Source organism: Streptomyces coeruleofuscus (genome assembly GCF_039532725.1).
Taxonomy (GTDB): Bacteria; Actinomycetota; Actinomycetes; order Streptomycetales; family Streptomycetaceae; genus Streptomyces; species Streptomyces coeruleofuscus.
Genome location: NZ_BAAASE010000008.1, coordinates 97,336 through 114,233, shown reverse-complemented (window position 1 = coordinate 114,233; position 16,898 = coordinate 97,336). Strand labels below are relative to the sequence as shown.

13 protein-coding genes are annotated in these 16,898 nt (G+C 72.7%); 3 read left to right on the top strand and 10 right to left on the bottom strand.

Annotated features, from left to right (window positions below):
- Positions 1-58 precede the first annotated feature (58 nt).
- The gene (locus ABFX81_RS29060) at positions 59-1,210 is read right to left on the bottom strand and encodes an acyl-CoA dehydrogenase family protein (RefSeq protein WP_086846888.1); all 1,152 of its coding nucleotides are present in this window, start codon (positions 1,208-1,210) and stop codon (positions 59-61) included.
- Positions 1,211-1,286: 76 nt separating this feature from the next.
- Here ABFX81_RS29060 and ABFX81_RS29055 point away from each other — a divergent pair, with 76 nt between their 5' ends.
- From ABFX81_RS29055 to ABFX81_RS29045, 3 genes are all read left to right on the top strand, one after another.
- Positions 1,287-1,928: a TetR/AcrR family transcriptional regulator C-terminal domain-containing protein gene (locus ABFX81_RS29055; protein WP_086846874.1), complete on the top strand. Its 642-nt coding sequence runs from the start codon at positions 1,287-1,289 to the stop codon at positions 1,926-1,928.
- 46 nt (positions 1,929-1,974) lie between these two features.
- Complete coding sequence (locus tag ABFX81_RS29050; protein ID WP_086846876.1) at positions 1,975-2,685, top strand: helix-turn-helix domain-containing protein; 711 nt, start codon at positions 1,975-1,977, stop codon at positions 2,683-2,685.
- A gap of 92 nt (positions 2,686-2,777) precedes the next feature.
- Positions 2,778-3,740, top strand: a complete 963-nt coding sequence (locus ABFX81_RS29045) for an EamA family transporter (RefSeq protein ID WP_086846878.1) — start codon at positions 2,778-2,780, stop codon at positions 3,738-3,740.
- Here ABFX81_RS29045 and ABFX81_RS29040 read toward each other — a convergent pair.
- The 9 genes from ABFX81_RS29040 to ABFX81_RS29000 form a co-directional block, all read right to left on the bottom strand.
- Complete coding sequence (locus tag ABFX81_RS29040; RefSeq protein WP_086846880.1) at positions 3,729-5,099, bottom strand: MFS transporter; 1,371 nt, start codon at positions 5,097-5,099, stop codon at positions 3,729-3,731. The genes ABFX81_RS29045 and ABFX81_RS29040 overlap by 12 nt on opposite strands.
- A gap of 203 nt (positions 5,100-5,302) precedes the next feature.
- Positions 5,303-6,385 carry a zinc-binding dehydrogenase gene (locus ABFX81_RS29035; protein ID WP_086846882.1) on the bottom strand — a complete coding sequence of 361 codons (1,083 nt, stop codon included), beginning with the start codon at positions 6,383-6,385 and terminating at the stop codon, positions 5,303-5,305.
- A gap of 60 nt (positions 6,386-6,445) precedes the next feature.
- The gene (locus ABFX81_RS29030; protein WP_086846884.1) at positions 6,446-7,834 is read right to left on the bottom strand and encodes an aldehyde dehydrogenase family protein; all 1,389 of its coding nucleotides are present in this window, start codon (positions 7,832-7,834) and stop codon (positions 6,446-6,448) included.
- A gap of 129 nt (positions 7,835-7,963) precedes the next feature.
- Positions 7,964-9,304: an ATP-binding cassette domain-containing protein gene (locus tag ABFX81_RS29025; RefSeq protein WP_086846886.1), complete on the bottom strand. Its 1,341-nt coding sequence runs from the start codon at positions 9,302-9,304 to the stop codon at positions 7,964-7,966.
- A 198-nt stretch (positions 9,305-9,502) separates the two neighbouring features.
- Positions 9,503-10,525, bottom strand: a complete 1,023-nt coding sequence (locus tag ABFX81_RS29020; RefSeq protein ID WP_346138889.1) for a class F sortase — start codon at positions 10,523-10,525, stop codon at positions 9,503-9,505.
- A 523-nt stretch (positions 10,526-11,048) separates the two neighbouring features.
- Positions 11,049-11,639: a hypothetical protein gene (locus ABFX81_RS29015; protein ID WP_346138888.1), complete on the bottom strand. Its 591-nt coding sequence runs from the start codon at positions 11,637-11,639 to the stop codon at positions 11,049-11,051.
- Positions 11,640-11,732: 93 nt separating this feature from the next.
- Positions 11,733-12,962 (bottom strand): MFS transporter, encoded by a 1,230-nt coding sequence (locus ABFX81_RS29010; RefSeq protein WP_086855557.1) that lies wholly within the window; start codon positions 12,960-12,962, stop codon positions 11,733-11,735.
- Between the two features lie 22 nt (positions 12,963-12,984).
- Positions 12,985-14,403: a citrate:proton symporter gene (locus tag ABFX81_RS29005; protein WP_086855556.1), complete on the bottom strand. Its 1,419-nt coding sequence runs from the start codon at positions 14,401-14,403 to the stop codon at positions 12,985-12,987.
- A 135-nt stretch (positions 14,404-14,538) separates the two neighbouring features.
- Entirely contained in the window at positions 14,539-16,806 is a 2,268-nt protein-coding gene (locus ABFX81_RS29000; protein WP_346138887.1) for a molybdopterin oxidoreductase family protein, read from the bottom strand.
- Positions 16,807-16,898: the final 92 nt, after the last annotated feature.

Here is a 16,898-nt window from a genome sequence, read left to right as displayed (position 1 = left end):
GGGCAAGCTTCGGCGGACGTGGCCCGCGCCACATCCGCCGAAGTACTCAGGGGCGTACTCAGAACGCCGAAACCCCCGTCAGCGCACGTCCGATGACCAGCTTCTGGATCTGGCTCGTGCCCTCGTAGAGGGTCATCACGCGGGCGTCCCGCAGCAGCTTGCCCGCGGGGTACTCGTCGATGTAGCCGTAGCCGCCGAAGACCTGGAGCGCGTTGTTGGCGGCGCGGACGGCCGCCTCCGAGGCGAACAGCTTGGCCTTGGACGACTCGACGGCGAACGGCCGGCCCCGGTCGATCAGATCGGCGACCCGCCAGGTCAGCAGCCGGGCGGCGTCGACGTCCACGGCGATGTCGCTGATCAGCTCCTGGACCAGCTGGTGACGGGCGATGGTCTTGCCGAACTGCTCGCGCTCGCCCGCGTACCGCACGGCCGCGTCCAGCGCGGCCTGGGCTATGCCGACGCAGCCCGCGGCGACCGACATCCGGCCCTTGGCGAGGGCGGACATGGCGATCGAGAAGCCCTTGCCCTCCTCCCCCAGCAGCGCCGAGGCGGGCACCCGCACGTCCTCCAGCACGATCTCGGCGGTGGCCTGGCCGCGCAGCCCCAGCTTCCCGTGGATCGTGCGGCGCGTCAGGCCGGGCGTGCCCGTGGGGACCAGGAAGGCGGAGACGCCCTTGTGGCCCGGGGCGTCCGTGGAGCGGGCGAACAGCAGGACGACGTCGGCCCAGGTGCCGTTGGTGATGAACATCTTGGTGCCGTTGATGACGTAGTCGTCGCCGTCCCGCACCGCCCGCGTCGCGAGGTTGCCCGCGTCCGAGCCCGTGCCCGGCTCGGTGAGGCCGAAGCAGCCGACCGACTCGCCGGAGGTGAGTCCCGGCAGCCACCGCCGCTTCTGCTCCTCGCTGCCCCAGGCGGCGACGGTCTTCGCGACGAGCCCCAGCGAGACGGAGACGATCCCGCGCACGGACGAGTCGCCCCGGCCGAGTTCCTCCGTGACCAGGCAGTACGCGAGGTGGTCGCCGCCCGAGCCGCCGTACTCCTCGTCGACCGTCAGCCCCAGGAAGCCGACCTCGCCGAGCTTCTTGACGATCCCGCGGTCGACCTCCTCGGCACGGTCCCAGGCGATGGCGTTCGGGGCGATCTCGCGCTCGACGAAGTCCCGGGCGAGCTGCCGGACCGCCGTCTGCTCGTCGCTGAGCTCCAGGTTCACCACACGTCACCCCATTGAAAGCCGTACATTTAAATTAGCACTGCTAGTTTCGATCGGCAGCCCTACTATGTGCGCCATGGCCCGACCGCGCAAGCCCTTGCTCAGCACCGACCGGATCGTCGAGACGGCCCGCGCGCTCGTGGACGCGGAGGGCCTCGCGGCCGTCTCCACCCGTCGGCTCGCCGCCGAACTCGGGGTCAGCGGGCCCTCGCTCTACAACCACTTCCGCACCAAGGACGAGATCCTGGAGGCGGTCGCCGACTCGGTGAGCGGCCAGGTGGACCTGACGATGTTCCAGGACGGCCGGAACTGGCGGACCGCGCTGCACGACTGGGCCGTCTCCTACCGGGCCGCGCTGCGCGACCACCCGAACATCGTCCCGGTGCTGGCCCGCGGCCCCGGCCGCCGCCCGGCCGGGCTGCGCCTGGCGGACGCCGTCTACGGCGCGATGGTCGAGGCGGGCTGGCCGCCGGCGCAGGCCACCTCCATCGGCGCGCTGATGCGCTACTTCGTGATGGGCTCCGCGCTCGGCTCCTTCGCCGGGGGCTTCGTCGACGACGCGAGCGCCTACGACCCCGCCGACTACCCCCATCTCCAGCAGGCCCATCTCCTCGCCGAGCAGCAGGAGAAGATCGACGAGCGGGCCTTCGAGACCGGCCTGACGGCCCTGCTGGACGGGCTGGCACGGCAGTACGAGCAGGTGCGGCGGACCGCGTAGCGACACTTCGGCGTCAGCCGAAGTGTTCGTGTTCCATGCTGGGGGCATGACGACGAGGGACCCGCAGGCCACGAGCCTGGCACGGCTCGCCGCGCTGTTCGCGGACGAGACCCGGGCCGCATGCCTGCTGGCGCTGCTCGACGGCCGGGCCTGGACCGCGGGCGAGCTGGCGCGGCACGCGGGTGTCGCCGCGTCCACGCTGAGCGAGCACCTCGGCAGGCTCGTCGCGGGCGGGCTGCTCGCCGAGGAGCGGCAGGGCCGGCACCGGTACGTGCGGCTGGCCGACGCGCGGGTCGCGCAGCTCGTGGAGGACCTGGCGGCGCAGGCCGCGCCGGGTACGGTCGTACGGCCGCGGAACCTGCGGGAGTCGAGCGCCGGTTCGGCGATGGCCCGGGGCCGCACCTGCTACGACCATCTCGCCGGGCGGCTCGGCATCGCGGTCACGGACGGGCTGACGGCGCGCGGGCTGCTGCAACAGGAGACCGGGTTCGCGCTCACCGACGCCGGGCTGGCCTGGTTCGAGTCGGCCGGTATCGGTCTCGACCGGCGCGGCCGGCGCCCGCTGGCCCGTGCCTGTCTCGACTGGACCGAACGCCGGCCTCATCTCGCGGGCGTCGCGGGCGCGGCCCTGTGCCGGCACGCCCTGGAGACGGGGTGGTGCGTGCGTATCGGCTCCGAGCGGGCCGTGAAGGTGACGGCTGCCGGTGAACGGGCCCTGTTCGACCTGCTGGGCGTGGAGGCCGCGGCGCTGCGCTGACCCCGAGCCTGCCCGGACAAGCCCGCCACCTGCTGAAGCCCCGTCCGAAATTCGCGAGCCTCCGTTCCCTTTCCCCACCTAGCCTCGGGAGCATGATGAACAACAACCCGTCCCGCCCCGCCCGCCGCGCGGAGCTGCTGGCCGCCGCGGCGGCCACGGTGACCGTCGTGCTGTGGGCGTCCGCCTTCGTCTCGATCCGCAGTGCGGGCGAGGCGTACTCGCCGGGGGCGCTGGCGCTCGGGCGGCTGCTGGCGGGGGCGCTGACGCTGGGGGTGATCTGCCTGCTGCGGCGGGAGGGGTGGCCGCCGCGCTCGGCCTGGCGCGGGATCGCCATATCGGGCCTGCTGTGGTTCGGCGTCTACATGGTCGCCCTGAACTGGGGCGAGCAGCAGGTCGACGCGGGTACGGCCGCCCTGGTGGTGAACACCGGGCCGATCCTCATCGCACTGCTCGGCGCCCGCTTGCTCGGTGATCCGATGCCGCCGCGGCTGCTGGCGGGGATGGCGGTGTCGTTCGCCGGTGCGGTGACCGTGGGTCTGTCGATGTCCGGCGAGGGCGGTTCCTCGGTGCTCGGGGTGGTGCTGTGCCTGCTGGCGGCGGTCACGTACGCCGCCGGTGTCGTCGCGCAGAAGCCGGCGCTGGGCACGGCGAGCCCGTTGCAGGTGACGACCTTCGGCTGCCTGGTCGGCGCGGTGGTGTGCCTGCCGTTCGCCGGGCAGCTCGTCCAGGAGGCCGCCGAAGCACCGGCCTCCGCGACGCTCAACATGGTGTACCTGGGCGTCTTCCCGACCGCCCTCGCCTTCACGACGTGGGCGTACGCCCTGTCCCGGACGACCGCGAGCCGGATGGGCGCGACGACGTACGCGGCGCCCGCGCTGGTCGTCCTGATGTCCTGGCTGTTCCTCGGCGAGGTGCCGGGGCTGCTCACCCTGGTCGGCGGTGCGCTCTGCCTGGCGGGTGTCGCGGTGTCCCGGTCGCGGGCGGCGGCTCGGGCCGGGGATCCGGGAGCGGATGCGGAACCCCGGCCCGAGCGGACTGCGGACTCAGCCCGCTGACTCGGCTTCCGCCTTGGCCTCGGGCGCTGCCTCCGGTTCCGCCGCACGCGCCCGGTCCGCGAGGACCTTGATCGACACCAGGGCGATCACCGAGAGCGCGATGATGTAGCCGGACACCGCCATCGAGGTGCCCGTCGCCTCCAGCAGCAGCACCATGACGAAGGGGGCGAGCCCGCCGCCGGCCACGGCCGCGATCTGGTAGCCGAGGGAGGCTCCGGTGTAGCGCATCTCGGGCGTGAACAGCTCGGCGAACAGCGCCGCCTGGGGGCCGTACATGATGCTCAGGAAGCAGCTGGCGACGAACGTGCCGACCGCGAGCCACAGCAGCGAGCCGGTGTCGATCAGCAGGAAGAGCGGTACGGCCCACAGCGCGATGCCGGCCGCCCCGAAGGCGTAGATCCGGATGCGGCCGACGCGGTCGGAGAGCGCGGCGGCGGCCGGGATCAGCACGAGCTGGGTGAGGCTGACGCAGAGCGAGACCATGAGCACCGGGCCCTTCTTCATGTCCAGCTCACGGGTCGTGTAGTCGAGGACGCCGGTGATCAGGATGTAGAAGGTCGCGGTGTTCACGGCGAAGGAACCGCCGGCGAGGAACACCGTGCCGAGGTGGTCGCGCAGGATCGTGCGCAGCGGCGAGCTCTGCTCGGACTTCTCCTGCTCCGCGAGGGCGCGTTCGGCCTCCTTGAACGCCGGGGTCTCCTCGACGCGGGTGTGGATGTACCAGGCGAGGCCGAGCACGAGCAGGCCGACCAGGAACGGCACGCGCCAGCCCCAGGCCGCGAACGCCGAGTCGGTGGTGAGGGCGCCGGCGGCCAGGAAGACCGTGTTGGCGGTCACCACGCCGATGGGGACGCCGAGCTGGACCACACTGCCGTAGACGCCGCGCTTGCCCTCCGGGGCGTACTCGGTGGCCAGGAGCATCGCGCCGCCCCACTGGGCGCCGACGGCGACGCCCTGCGCGACGCGGAGCAGGACGAGCAGGATCGGGGCGGCGACGCCGATCGTCTCGTACGTCGGCAGCAGGCCGATGCCGGTGGTGGCTACGCCCATCAGCGTGAGCGCGAGGACCAGCATCGGCTTGCGGCCGCGCTTGTCGCCGAGGTGGCCGGCGACGATGCCGCCGAGGGGGCGGGCGAGGAAGCCGACGGCGAACGTGGCGAAGGAGGCCATGACGCCCGCGGTGGGACTGCCGGCGGGGAAGTAGAGGTCGCCGAGGACGAGGGCGGCGGCGATGCCGAAGACGAAGTAGTCGTACCACTCGACGGCCGAGGCGAGGGCCGAGGCGGTGGCTACGCGGCGGCGGTTGCCCACGGCGGGCGCGGTGGAGGCGGGCGGCTGAGCGGAAGGGGCCGTGTCCATGTGGTGCACGCTCCGGTGGGTGCGGGGACGGAACCGGGGGGTGGCTCGGGTTCCGGGGAACGTACTGACCGGACGGTATGGACGTCAACGGGTCGTGCACCAGGAGTTTTGCCTGTAGGCGCCACTGATCATGGGACCGGGCACGCCGCGGACCCCGGCCTCGCGCGGAGGCCGGGGTGCCGGGGTGCCGGGGGGGATACGGGCTAGAAGACGACCAGTGCCCGGCCGCCCTTGCCCGCCAGCATGTTCTCGAAGGCCGCCGGGATGCCGTCGAGAGAGATGCGTTCGGTCACCAGGGCGCTCAGGTCGAGGCGGCCCGCGCGGACGTGCTCGGCCAGGACCGGAAGGTCGACGGCCGGGTCGGAGTTGCCGTAGACGCAGCCGGTCAGGGTGCGGCCCCAGTGGAAGATCTCCAGGGCGTTGAAGGTGACCTGCTGGTCCTTGCCGCCGATGCCGACGACCGTGGTGCGGCCGCCGCGGCGGGTGGAGTCCCAGGCCGTGCGGATGGAGACCGCGCGGCCGGCGCACTCGACGGCGACGTCGACGCCCTGTTTGCCGGTGAGGGCGCGGATCTCGCGGGCGGTGTTCTCGGAGGCGAGCACGTAGTCGGTGGCGCCGGCCGCCCGGGCCAGCTCCTCCTTCTCGGCGGACACGTCCACCGCGACGATCTTCGAGGCGCCCGCGATCCGGGCGGCTTGGAGGGCGGCGAGCCCCACTCCCCCGACCCCGAACACCGCCACCGTCTCGCCCTGCCGGACGCGGGCCGAGTGGTGGACGGCACCGTAACCGGTGAGGACGGCGCAGCCGAGGAGGGCCGCGTCGGTGAGCGGGATGCCGTCCGGGACGGGCAGGACGCACGCCGCGGACACCACGGTCTCCTCGGCGAACGCGGCGACGTTCAGGCCGGGGTGGAGGTCGGTGCCCTCGGTGGTGCGGGCGTAGACGTCAGCGGCGCCGTTGAGGGCGTTGGCGCACAGCCAGACCTCGCCGAGCGAGCAGGCGTGACAGGCGCCGCAGGACGGGGCCCAGTTGAGGACGACTCCGTCGCCCGGCGCGACGTGACCGACGCCCTCACCGACGGCGACGACCGTGCCGGCGCCCTCGTGGCCGAGGACGGCCGGGACCGGGACGCGCATGGTGCCGTTGGACAGGGACAGGTCGGAGTGGCAGACCCCGGCGGCGGCAAGGCGGACGCGGATCTGGCCGGGTCCGGGGTCCGGCAGGTCGATGCCGGTGATCTCCAGCGGGGAACCGACGGCGGGCAGGACGGCGGCGCGGACAGCCATGACGGAAGGGACTCCCCTGGGCTAGAACTGGAGGGACATGACGGAAGGGACTCCCCTGAGCTAGAACTGGAGGGACTTGGTCTGGAGGTACTCGGCCAGGCCGTGCACGCCCAGTTCGCGGCCCACGCCCGACTGCTTGTAGCCGCCGAAGGGGGCGAGGGGGTTGAAGCGGCCGCCGTTGATGTCGACCTGGCCGGTCTCCATCCGGCGGGCGAAGGCCACCGCCTCGGCCTCGTCCCCGGCCCAGACGGCGCCGGCCAGGCCGTAGACCGTGCCGTTGGCGATCCGGAGGGCGTCCTCCTCGTCGTCGTAGCGGAGGATCGACAGGACGGGGCCGAAGATCTCCTCCTGTGCGATGGTCATGTCCGGGGTGACGTCGGCGAAGACGGTCGGGCTGACGAAGTAGCCCTTGTCGCGCGGGGCTTCGGGGCCGCCGGCGACCAGGCGGGCGCCCTCCGTGACGCCCTTCTCGATGTAGCCGCGTACCCGGGCCTGCTGCTTGGCGTTGACGACGGGGCCGATGCGCTCGCCGTACTTGGCGGCGGCGGTGCCGGCGAGCTCGACCGCCTCGTCGTACTGGTCCCGGTGGACCAGCATCCGCGTCCACGCGCTGCACGTCTGCCCGGAGTTGGACATGACGTTGGCGACGCCGACGTTGACCGCCTTGGCGAGATCGGCGGTCGGGAGGATGACGTTGGCGGACTTGCCGCCGAGTTCCAGGGCGACCTTCTTGACGGCCCCGGCGGCGACGGCGGCGATGTGCCGGCCGACGGCGGTGGAGCCGGTGAAGGAGACCAGGTCCACGCCGGGGTGCTCGGCGAGGGCCTGGCCGGCGACCGGGCCGAGGCCGGTGACCAGGTTGAAGACGCCCGCCGGGATTCCGGCCTCGTGCACGGCGTCCGCGAACAGGCGGGCGACCAGCGGGGTGTCCTCGGCGGGCTTCACGACGATCGTGCAACCCGCCGCGAGGGCCGGGGCGACCTTGGCGACGATCTGATGCAGCGGGTAGTTCCAGGGCGTGATCGCGGCCACCACGCCGACCGGCTCGTGGTGCACGACCGAGTTGCCGGTCTTCTCCTCGAAGGCGTACGTCGCCGCCAGCTCGGCGTAGGAGCCCGCGACCGCGATCGGCACGGCCGCGTGGACGGCCTGCGAGAACTTCAGGGGCGCGCCGAGTTCGGCCGTCACCGTCTCGGCGATCTCGTCCGCGCGGGCCGCGAGCACGTCCCGGAGGGCGGCCAGGCGCGCCGCGCGCTCGGCGGGCGGGGTAGCGGCCCACCCCGGCAGGGCGCCGCGTGCGGCCCGTACGGCGGTGTCGACGTCCTCCGCGGTGCCGGCCGGGACCGTGCCGATGACCTGCTCGTCGACCGGGTTCACGACCTCGATCACGTCCTGGCCGGCGGCGGGGCGCCAGGCGCCCCCGATGTACATGCCGTCGTATGCCTTCATCGCGCTTCCTCCGGGGCGGGGCTTCGTCGTCCGGCACATAAACTAGCGACGATAGTTTTCCGGCGCCAGACGTCCCGGTGATCCCGCTCATCACAGCACGCAGCGGGCCCCGCCCGGGTGTGCGGCTCCTCACTCCTCCAGATCGGGCAGGCGTGCCGGGTGCGGGCAGATGCGGTCGCCGTGCTGGTCGAAGACGAAGAGGTGGGCGAGGTCGACGAGGAGCGGCACCTGCATACCGTGGCGGAGGGCCAGGTCCGGGGTGGTCCGCACGATGAGGTCGCCGGGCAGGCGGGGTTCGGCGGTCGCGAGGCCTGGTCGCGCGTCCGCGGGGTGGTCCAGGGCCACGACGGGGCCCGCGCGCCCGGCGGCGGACCGCTCGCGCAGACGGCCGATGACCGAGCCCTCGCGGCGGCGGCGCCGGGCGGGGCGGCCCGGGCGCGGGCGCGGAGCCTCCAGCTCCGGGACGACCGCGGGGCTGGAGCCGGTGTCGAAGTGGACGAGGATCTCGTGCCCCTGGAACTCCACGTGCTCGACCAGTCCGGTGATCGGCACCTCGCCGGGGCGGGCCGCGGAGTGTTTGGCGATCCGGACGGCTTCCGAGCGCAGGCCCACGATGACCTCGCGGCCCTGCTGGACGCGGAGCAACTGGTGGTCCAGGGAGAGCGGCTCGGGCAGGCGGAGGAACTGCTTGCCCAGGCTGATGGTCATCGCGCCGTCCAGCGGGGCGCGCACCAGGCCGCGCAGGAGGTTGATGCGCGGAGTGCCGATGAAGGCGGCGACGAACACGTTGCTGGGCAGCGCGTAGACGACACGCGGGCTGTCGACCTGCTGGAGCACGCCGCCGCGCAGCACGGCGACGCGGTCGCCGAGTGACATGGCCTCGGACTGGTCGTGGGTGACGTAGACGGTGGTGACGCCCAGTTCGCGGGTGAGCTGGGAGATCTCGGCCCGCAGGTGGGTGCGGAGCTTGGCGTCGAGGTTGGACAGCGGCTCGTCCATCAGGAAGGCGGAGGGGTGGCGGGCGATGGCCCGGCCCATGGCGACCCGCTGGCGTTCACCGCCGGAGAGCTGGGCGGGCAGGCGGTCGAGGAGGTCCTCGATGCCCAGCATCCGGGCGGTGGCGTCCACGCGCGGCCCGGGGTCCGTGCCGGGGGCCTCGATACGCAGCGGGAAACCGATGTTGGCGCGGCTGGTCATGTTCGGGTAGAGGGCGAAGTTCTGGAAGACCATCGCCATGTCCCGCCCGGACGGCGGCAGGTCGTTGGCGTACTCGCCGTCGAGCAGCAGCTCGCCCTCGTCGATCTCCTCCAGGCCGGCGATCATCCGGAGCACGGTCGACTTGCCGCAGCCGGACGGGCCGAGCAGCACGAGGAACTCGCCCGGCGTGATGTCCAGCGACAGCCGGTCCACCACGCGGGCGCCTCGCGTGTAGGCCTTGCTGACGTCGTGCAGGGAGATGGCGCGTGTCATGAGGGGCCCCCGAAGGGTCATCAGGGCGCTGGTGCTCCGCGGTCGGAAGCCCCGTGCGGGTCGTACGGGGCTGTGGGTCACGGAAGTTAACGGAATGTGTGCGGCCTGGGGAAGACACGGAGCACGATCGGGGCTTCTGGTCCAGCTGGTGAGAAGGCGGACGGCCTGATTCGGCCACGGGCCGGGGCCGCCCCGGGGTCAGCGGATGCCGGTGAGGTGGGCGAAGACCACGACGTTCCCGGAGTAGCCCTTCCTGCGGTCGTAGCTGCCGCCGCAGGTGATCAGGCGCAGCTCGGGGCGGCCCCGGGCGCCGTACACCTCCTGACTGGGAAAGTGCGCCTTCTCGTACGACTTGATCTTGTCGACGGTGTATACGGCGATCCGCCCGTCGGCGCGGCGGGCCTTGACGATACGGCCCGGCTTCAGCTCGGTCAGACCCGCGAAGACGGCGGGACCGCTGTCGGTGTCGAGATGCCCGACGGCCACGGCGGTGCCCCGCTCGCCCGGTGAGGCGCCCTGTCCGTACCAGCCGACGAGCTTCGGGTTTTCCTCCGGGGGTGCGGTGAGGCGGTGTTCGCGGTCGAGGCCCAGGTCCATGACCGGGGCGTCGACACGGAGGTAGGGGATGAGCAGGCGGGTGGCTCGGGAGGGGGGCAGGGGGCTGGGGGATACCGGGGGGCGGGGCGGTCGTGCGGCGGGGGCGGAGGTGCGGTTCGGGTCGGGGTCGGCGGCGGGCCGCTGGTGCCGTGCCCCGGGGGCGCCGGTGGAGGGCCCGGGGGTGGGGGATCCGGGGGTCCGGCGCCCGGAGGCGTGAGGCCCAGGGGCGTCGGATCGGAGGGCGGGGGCCGCGGCCGTACGGGATGCGGGTGCCCGGGACGCGCCGGTGTGCGGGCCGGGTGCCCGGGACGCGCCGACGTGCGGGCCGGGTGCCCGGGACGCGCCGACGTGCGGGCCGGGTTCCCGGGAGGGGCGGGGCCGGGCGGCCTGGGCGTGGTCCGAGCCGCCCGGCACGGCAGCGGTGGGGACACCCGAGTCGCCCGGCACGGCAGCGGCAGCCTCGGCGGAGCCCGGCGGGAGGGCCGTGGCCGCCCTGCCCGGCTCTCCGCCCCGGTCCAAGAAGACACCGCACACGAGCAGGAAGACGGTCACCACGATCGTCCGCGTCAGACGGTAGGCGCGCGTCCGGTACCAGGGCTTGCGGGGCCGTCGGCGCCGCGCCACCGGAGCAGGGACGTATCCGGAACCAGCCCTACGAAGCCCCGCCGGAACAGCGACGACACCGGTTCCCGCTCCACGCCGAGCCGCCCCGCCCCCGTAGCCCGGTCCCCGCCGCGCCACGAGAGCAGCACCGGAACCACGCCCGGCCCCACGCCGTGTCCCCGGATCAGCGGCAGGAGCCGCCGCGACCCCCCGCCGCACTGCTGGAGTCCCGCCGTAACCCGCCCCACCGCCACGCCGGACCGTCGACACGACGGCAGAACCGGACCCCGCCCCACGCCGACCCGCCGAGCCGGTCTCAGACCGGTATCCGGCACCACGCCGAACCGCCGAGCCGGTCTCAGACCGGTATCCGGCACCACGCCCACCCACCGAGCCGGTCTCAGACCGGTATCCGGCACCACGCCCACCCACCGAGCCGGTGTCAGGACCGGCCCCTCCTCCACCCCGCCCCACCGACCCCGCACCCATGGCCTCTCCGGCCCCACGCCGCTCCACCGGAGCGGCGCGATACGCGGAACGCGGCCTACGCCGCGCCATCGGGGCGGCGACGGAGCCGGAACCAGACCGTCCCGGCGACGGCGGCCAGCCCGACGGCGGCTGCGCCGGCGACCGGCGTGAAGGCCTCGGCACGGGCGATGCCGCCGCCGCCCGCCGGCGGGCCGCCGTTGGGCGTGATGGCGGTGGGCGTGGCCTTGGAGGCCGGGCAGTCGACCTGGAACACCTTGAACTTGCCCACACCGTGGGCCCGGTCGGTGAGCCACGTCAGCTTGTACTGACCGTTGGGCAGGTCGATGCGCGGACTGCGGCCCGCGCCGGCCCCGTCGAGGGTGACGGAACCGCTCTTGGCCGGCACCTCGGGGAGGGTCAGGATGGTCCAGTTGACCGTCTCGCCTGCCTCGAAGTCGAACGCGGCGAGGTAGAAGTCGCAGACCTTCGGATCGTTGCGTCGATCACTGGCGGGCGTCTCGGTGGCGTGGATCTTGACGTCCCCGTTGTCCCCCGGAGCGGCGACAGCGGGCACCCCGCTCAGGGTGGTCCCTGCGAGGGTGAGGGCGGCGAGGACGGCGGTGCGGGTGCCGGCTCGGCACGCGGGAGGTACGACGGGCATGAACATGCCTCCAAGTCAGATGATTGTCATACAAATACCTCGTCACCTGACTCTCTGTCACAAGACGGTCGAAGGGCGGCAACTGCGCCCTGCGACGCGTCAGATATCGCTCTTCCGGCGCAGCCGTACCCGCGGTCGGCGGGCCTCGTCCGTGTCCTTCCGCTCCCCCGGCGACCGCACGGCGACGCCGGAGGACAGGAGCAACAGCACCCCGAGCATCACGAACGGCGCCGCCACCCCCGCGACCCCGGCGATCAGCCCGGCCGCGGCGGGCGCGGCCACCTGGCCGAGACGGTTGCCGGTCAGGCGCAGCGCCAGGGCCGTGGAACGGGCCTCGTCGGGCGCGGCCTGGACGACCGTCGTCATGGACAGCGGCTGCCCCACACCGAGGCAGAAGCCGAGCAGCACCAGCAGCAGGCCGAGTGCCCACACCGGCATCGGCAGGGCGATGCCCGCGCACAGCAGGGCCGCCAGCAGACAGGTCACCGTGAGCAGCAGGGTGCGGCCGAGCAGCCGCAGCAGGGGCGTCAGGACCAGACGGCAGGCGATGGTGGCCGCCGCGCGCAGGCTGAGCAGGACGCCGATCACGGACGGCGCGATGCCCCGGTGCTCGCCGACCACCGGAAGGTAGGCGGTGAGGATGTCGGTCGCGGACAGCACGGCGAGGCTGATGAGGATGCCGGCCGGCACGCCCCGGGTGCGCAGGATGCGCCCGACCGGGACACGGTCGCCCTTCTCCGCGCGGGACGTGGCCGCCGTGCGGCGGTGCTCGATGCGCCACAGCGAGGTGAACGCGACCGCCCCGATCGCACCCGCCGCGATCAGGGCGAGCGCGCTGGTGCCCGTCATGTCGTCGCCGCTGATCACCGCGCCCGCGGCGACGGGGCCGACGAGCTGGCCGAGCGCGGCGCCGATGGTGAAGTGACCGAAGTTGCGGTCCTGTTCGTGCGGCGCGGACTGGCGGGCGACGAGGGACTGGGAGCCGATGACGAAGCAGAGGTGGCCGAGGCCCATCACGCCGCTCCACAGGGCCATGGCCCACAGGGAGTCCGCGACGCCGCTGAGCGCGCAGCCGCCGGATATGAGGACCACGCCGATGGGCAGCAGGGGCGCGCAGCGGCCGTGGTCGGTCCGGCGGCCCAGGGGGACGGCGGCGAACAGCGGCAGCAGCGCGTACACACCCGCGATCACACCGACCGCGCGCTCGTCCGCGCCCAGCGCGAGGGCCCGGTAGGAGACGGCGGGCCGGGCCATCGACACCGCCCCCTGCGCGAAGCTGAAGGCGATGACGAGGCGGAGCAGCCAGCCGCGGTTCCCACCGGGCCTCACGATGACGTCCTCCATGCGGTGGTCAGATGATCCCGAAGAGCATGCCCGCCCCGAGGATGACCAGACAGGTGAGGGCGGCCCACTTCACGACGAACTTCGTGTGGTCGCCGAACTCCACCTTGGCCATGCCGACCAGGACGTACACGGCCGGGACCAGCGGGCTCGACATGTGCAGGGGCTGGCCGACGAGGGAGGCGCGGGCCATCTCCAGCGGGGAGACGCCGTGCGCGGCGCCGGCCTCGGCGAGGACGGGCAGGACACCGAAGTAGAAGCCGTCGTTCGACATGAAGTACGTCAGCGGAAGGCTGAGGATGCCGGTGACCAGGGCCATGTGCGGGCCCATGCTGCCGGGGATGACGTCCACCATCCACTTGGCCATGTTGTCGACCATGCCGGTGCCCTGGAGGACGCCGGTGAAGACGGCGGCGGCGAAGACCATGCCGGAGACGTTCAGGACGTTCTCGGCGTGGGCGGCGATGCGGGCCTTCTGGTCCGGGATGTGCGGGAAGTTGACGGTGAGCACGAGTGCGGCGCCGAGCAGGAACAGCACCGGGATCGGCAGCACCTCCATGATCATGGCGGTGAGCAGGCCGACCGTGAGCAGCGCGTTGAACCAGTACAGCTTGGGGCGCAGCGTGGCGCGGTGGGGGTCGAGGCCCTGGAAGTCGTCGTCCTGCTCGTCGGCGTCCGTGCCGGAACCCGCGCCGCCCGCGACGCCCTTGTGCATGGAGACCTTGCCGTCGCCGGAGCCGCCGGCGCCCACGAGGACCGTCTCGGTCTCCTTCTCCTCGACCTTCTCCTCCACCAGCACCTCGTCCAGCGTCAGCACGCCCAGCCGCCGGCGCTCACGCACACCGAGGACGTAGGAGAGGACGAAGACGAAGAGCAGGCCCACCAGGAGCGCCGGGATCATCGGGACGAAGATGTCGCTGGCGTCGAGCTTGAGTGCGGTCGCGGCGCGGGCGGTCGGACCGCCCCAGGGGAGGGTGTTCATCACGCCGTTGGCCATGGCGGCGACACCGGTCATCACGACCAGGCTCATCTTCAGGCGCTTGTACAGCGGGTACATCGCCGAGACGGTGATCATGAAGGTGGTGGAGCCGTCGCCGTCCAGCGACACGATCGCGGCGAGCACGGCGGTGCCGACGACGATCCGCATCGGGTCGGCTTTGCAGAATTTGAGGATGCCGCGGACGACCGGGTCGAAGAGACCGACATCGATCATCACACCGAAGTAGACGATCGCGAACATGAGCATCGCCGCAGTGGGGGCGAGGTCGGTCACGCCGTCGAGGACGTAGTCGCCGAGGTTGGCGCCCTTGCCGACGAACACGCAGAACAGCGCGGGAATCAGCACGAGCGCCGCGATCGGCGACATCTTCTTCATCATGATCAGGACCAGGAAGGTCGCGATCATGGCGAAGCCGAGGATGGTCAGCATGAGTGGATACCTAACGTTCGCCCTTGAACATCCCACCAGGGCCGGCGGTGTCCGAGACGTTAGGTGCGTTCAAGCAGCGTTAACAAGACGTTGACGTGCGAGCAATAAGCGCAAAACTGCTGGTCACAGCTTTGCTCAGGTCAGAGCGGTGAGCTTTTCGGTCACGGATGCGCATCCCGGGGCCGTCTCGGGGGCCACCTCGACGGGCACTCCGTTGAGGACCGCGTTGCCGGACAGCGGGTCGAGCAGGCGGCCGTCGAGGAGCTGGTTGACGTTGACGCCGGGGTCGGTCGCGGCGTGGCTGAGACGGGTGCCGGGGCGGCTGTGGCCCCAGCCGTGCGGCAGGCTCACCACACCCCGGCGCACCTCGTCCGTGACCTCGGCCGGTGCGGTCACCTCTCCCCCGGCGCCCTTGATCCGCACCGGTGCCCCGTCGCGCACGCCCAGCCGTTCGGCGTCCTCGGGGTGGATGTGCAGGGTGCAGCGGTTGGAGCCGCCGGTGAGGGCCGGCACGTTGTGCATCCAGCTGTTGTTCGAGCGGAGGTGGCGGCGGCCGACCAGGACGAGTCCGTCGGGGCGCTCCTCCAAGGCGCGCTTGAGGCGGGGCAGGTCGTCCGCGATCGGCTGCGGCAGCAGTTCCACCTTGCCGCTCCCGGTCTTCAGCGGCTGCGGGAGCCGGGGCCGCAGCGGACCGAGGTCGATGCCGTGCGGGTGCGCGAGCAGCTTCTGAAGGGTCAGTCCGTCCGGTCGTGCGCCGAAGCCGTCACCGTAGGGGCCGAGGCGCAGCATCATGTCCAGCCGTCGCTCGGGGCCGGTGTCGCCGGTGAGCTGTGTGGCGAGGTCGCGGGGGTCACGGCCGTGCACGGGTGAGTGCGGTTCCTCGACGGCCTTGCCGAGGGTCTGGTCGATGACCATCTGGTCGACTGCGGCGGGATCGGCTCCGTGCATGCCCGTCACGGCGAGGATCAGCCGGGCCAGGATCTCCGTCTCGGCCATCCGGCCCGGCTCCAGCGGGATCGCGGGGCGGGTGTAGCGGACCTGGTTGCGGACGGCGAGGGTGTTGAAGGCGAAGTCGTGGTGGGGGCTCTGGGAGGGCGGAGGCGGGGGCAGGACGACGTCGGCGTGGCGTGCGGTCTCGTTGAGGTACGGGTCGACGCTGACCATGAAGTCGAGCGATTCGAGCGCCTTGTCGAGCCGGTCGCCGTCGGGCGCGGAGAGCACGGGGTTGGCGGCGACGGCCAGGAGCGCGCGCACCGGCTCGCCCTCCTCGGTGGCGGTGTCGATCTCCTCCGCGAGGGCGGAGAGGGGCAGTTCGCCCTTGGCCTCCGGGTGCCGGCTCACGCGGGAGTGCCAGCGCCCGAGGGCGAAGCCGCGGCCCGGTCCGGCGGGGCGCGGGGTCTTGTCGGTGGCGGCCTGCGGGAACAGCGCCCCGCCGGGCCGGTCGAGGTTGCCGGTGAGGATGTTCAGGACGTCGACGAGCCAGCTGGCCAGGGTGCCGTGCGGGACGGTGCAGCTGCCGATGCGGCCGTAGACGGCGGCGGTGGGGGCGGCGGCGAGCTCGCGGGCGAGGGTGCGGATGGCGTCGGCCTCGACGTCGCAGGCGGCGGCGACGGCTTCGGGGGTGAACTCCCGCAGGGCGTCGGCCACTTCCTCGACGCCCTGGACGTGCGGGGTCGGTTCCGTGAGCCCCTCGTCGAAGAGCACCTGGGCCATCGCCGCCAGCAGCAGCGCGTCGGTGCCGGGCCGCACGGCGATGTGCCGGTCGGCGAGCTTCGCGGTGCGGGTGCGGCGCGGGTCGATCACGACGAGCGTGCCGCCACGGGCCTTGAGGGCCTTCAGCTTGCCCGGGAAGTCCGGGGCGGTGCACAGACTGCCGTTGGACTCCAGCGGGTTGGCGCCGATCAGGAGCAGATGGTCGGTGTGGTCCAGGTCGGGCACGGGGATGGCGTTCGCGTCGCCGAAGAGCAGTCCGCTGGAGACGTGCTTGGGCATCTGGTCGACCGTGGAGGCGGTGAAGACGCTGCGCGTGCCGAGCCCGGCGAGCAGCACCGCCGGATAGAGGGCGCCGGCCATGGTGTGCACGTTGGGGTTGCCGAGGACGACGCCGACGGAGTTCGGGCCGTACCGCTCGACGACGGGCCGGATGCCGGCGGCGACCGCGTCGAAGGCCTCCTCCCAGGTGGCCTCGCGCAGCTCGCCGTCCCTGCGCACGAGCGGGGTGCGCAGCCGGTCGGGGTCGGCGTCGACGGCCCCGAAGGAAGCGCCCTTGGGGCAGATGAACCCCTTGCTGAAGACGTCGTCGCGGTCACCGCGGGCACGGGTGACGCGCGTCCCCTCGATGGTGAGGGTCAGGCCGCAGGTGGCCTCGCACAGGGGACAGATACGCAGGGCGGTGCGGGACACGGGTCCTCCAAGGGCGGCGGCTACGGTGACGCACGGACGCGCCCGAGCATACCGACCGGTATGCATGGAGGGGAGGCCCTGATCGGTGTGAG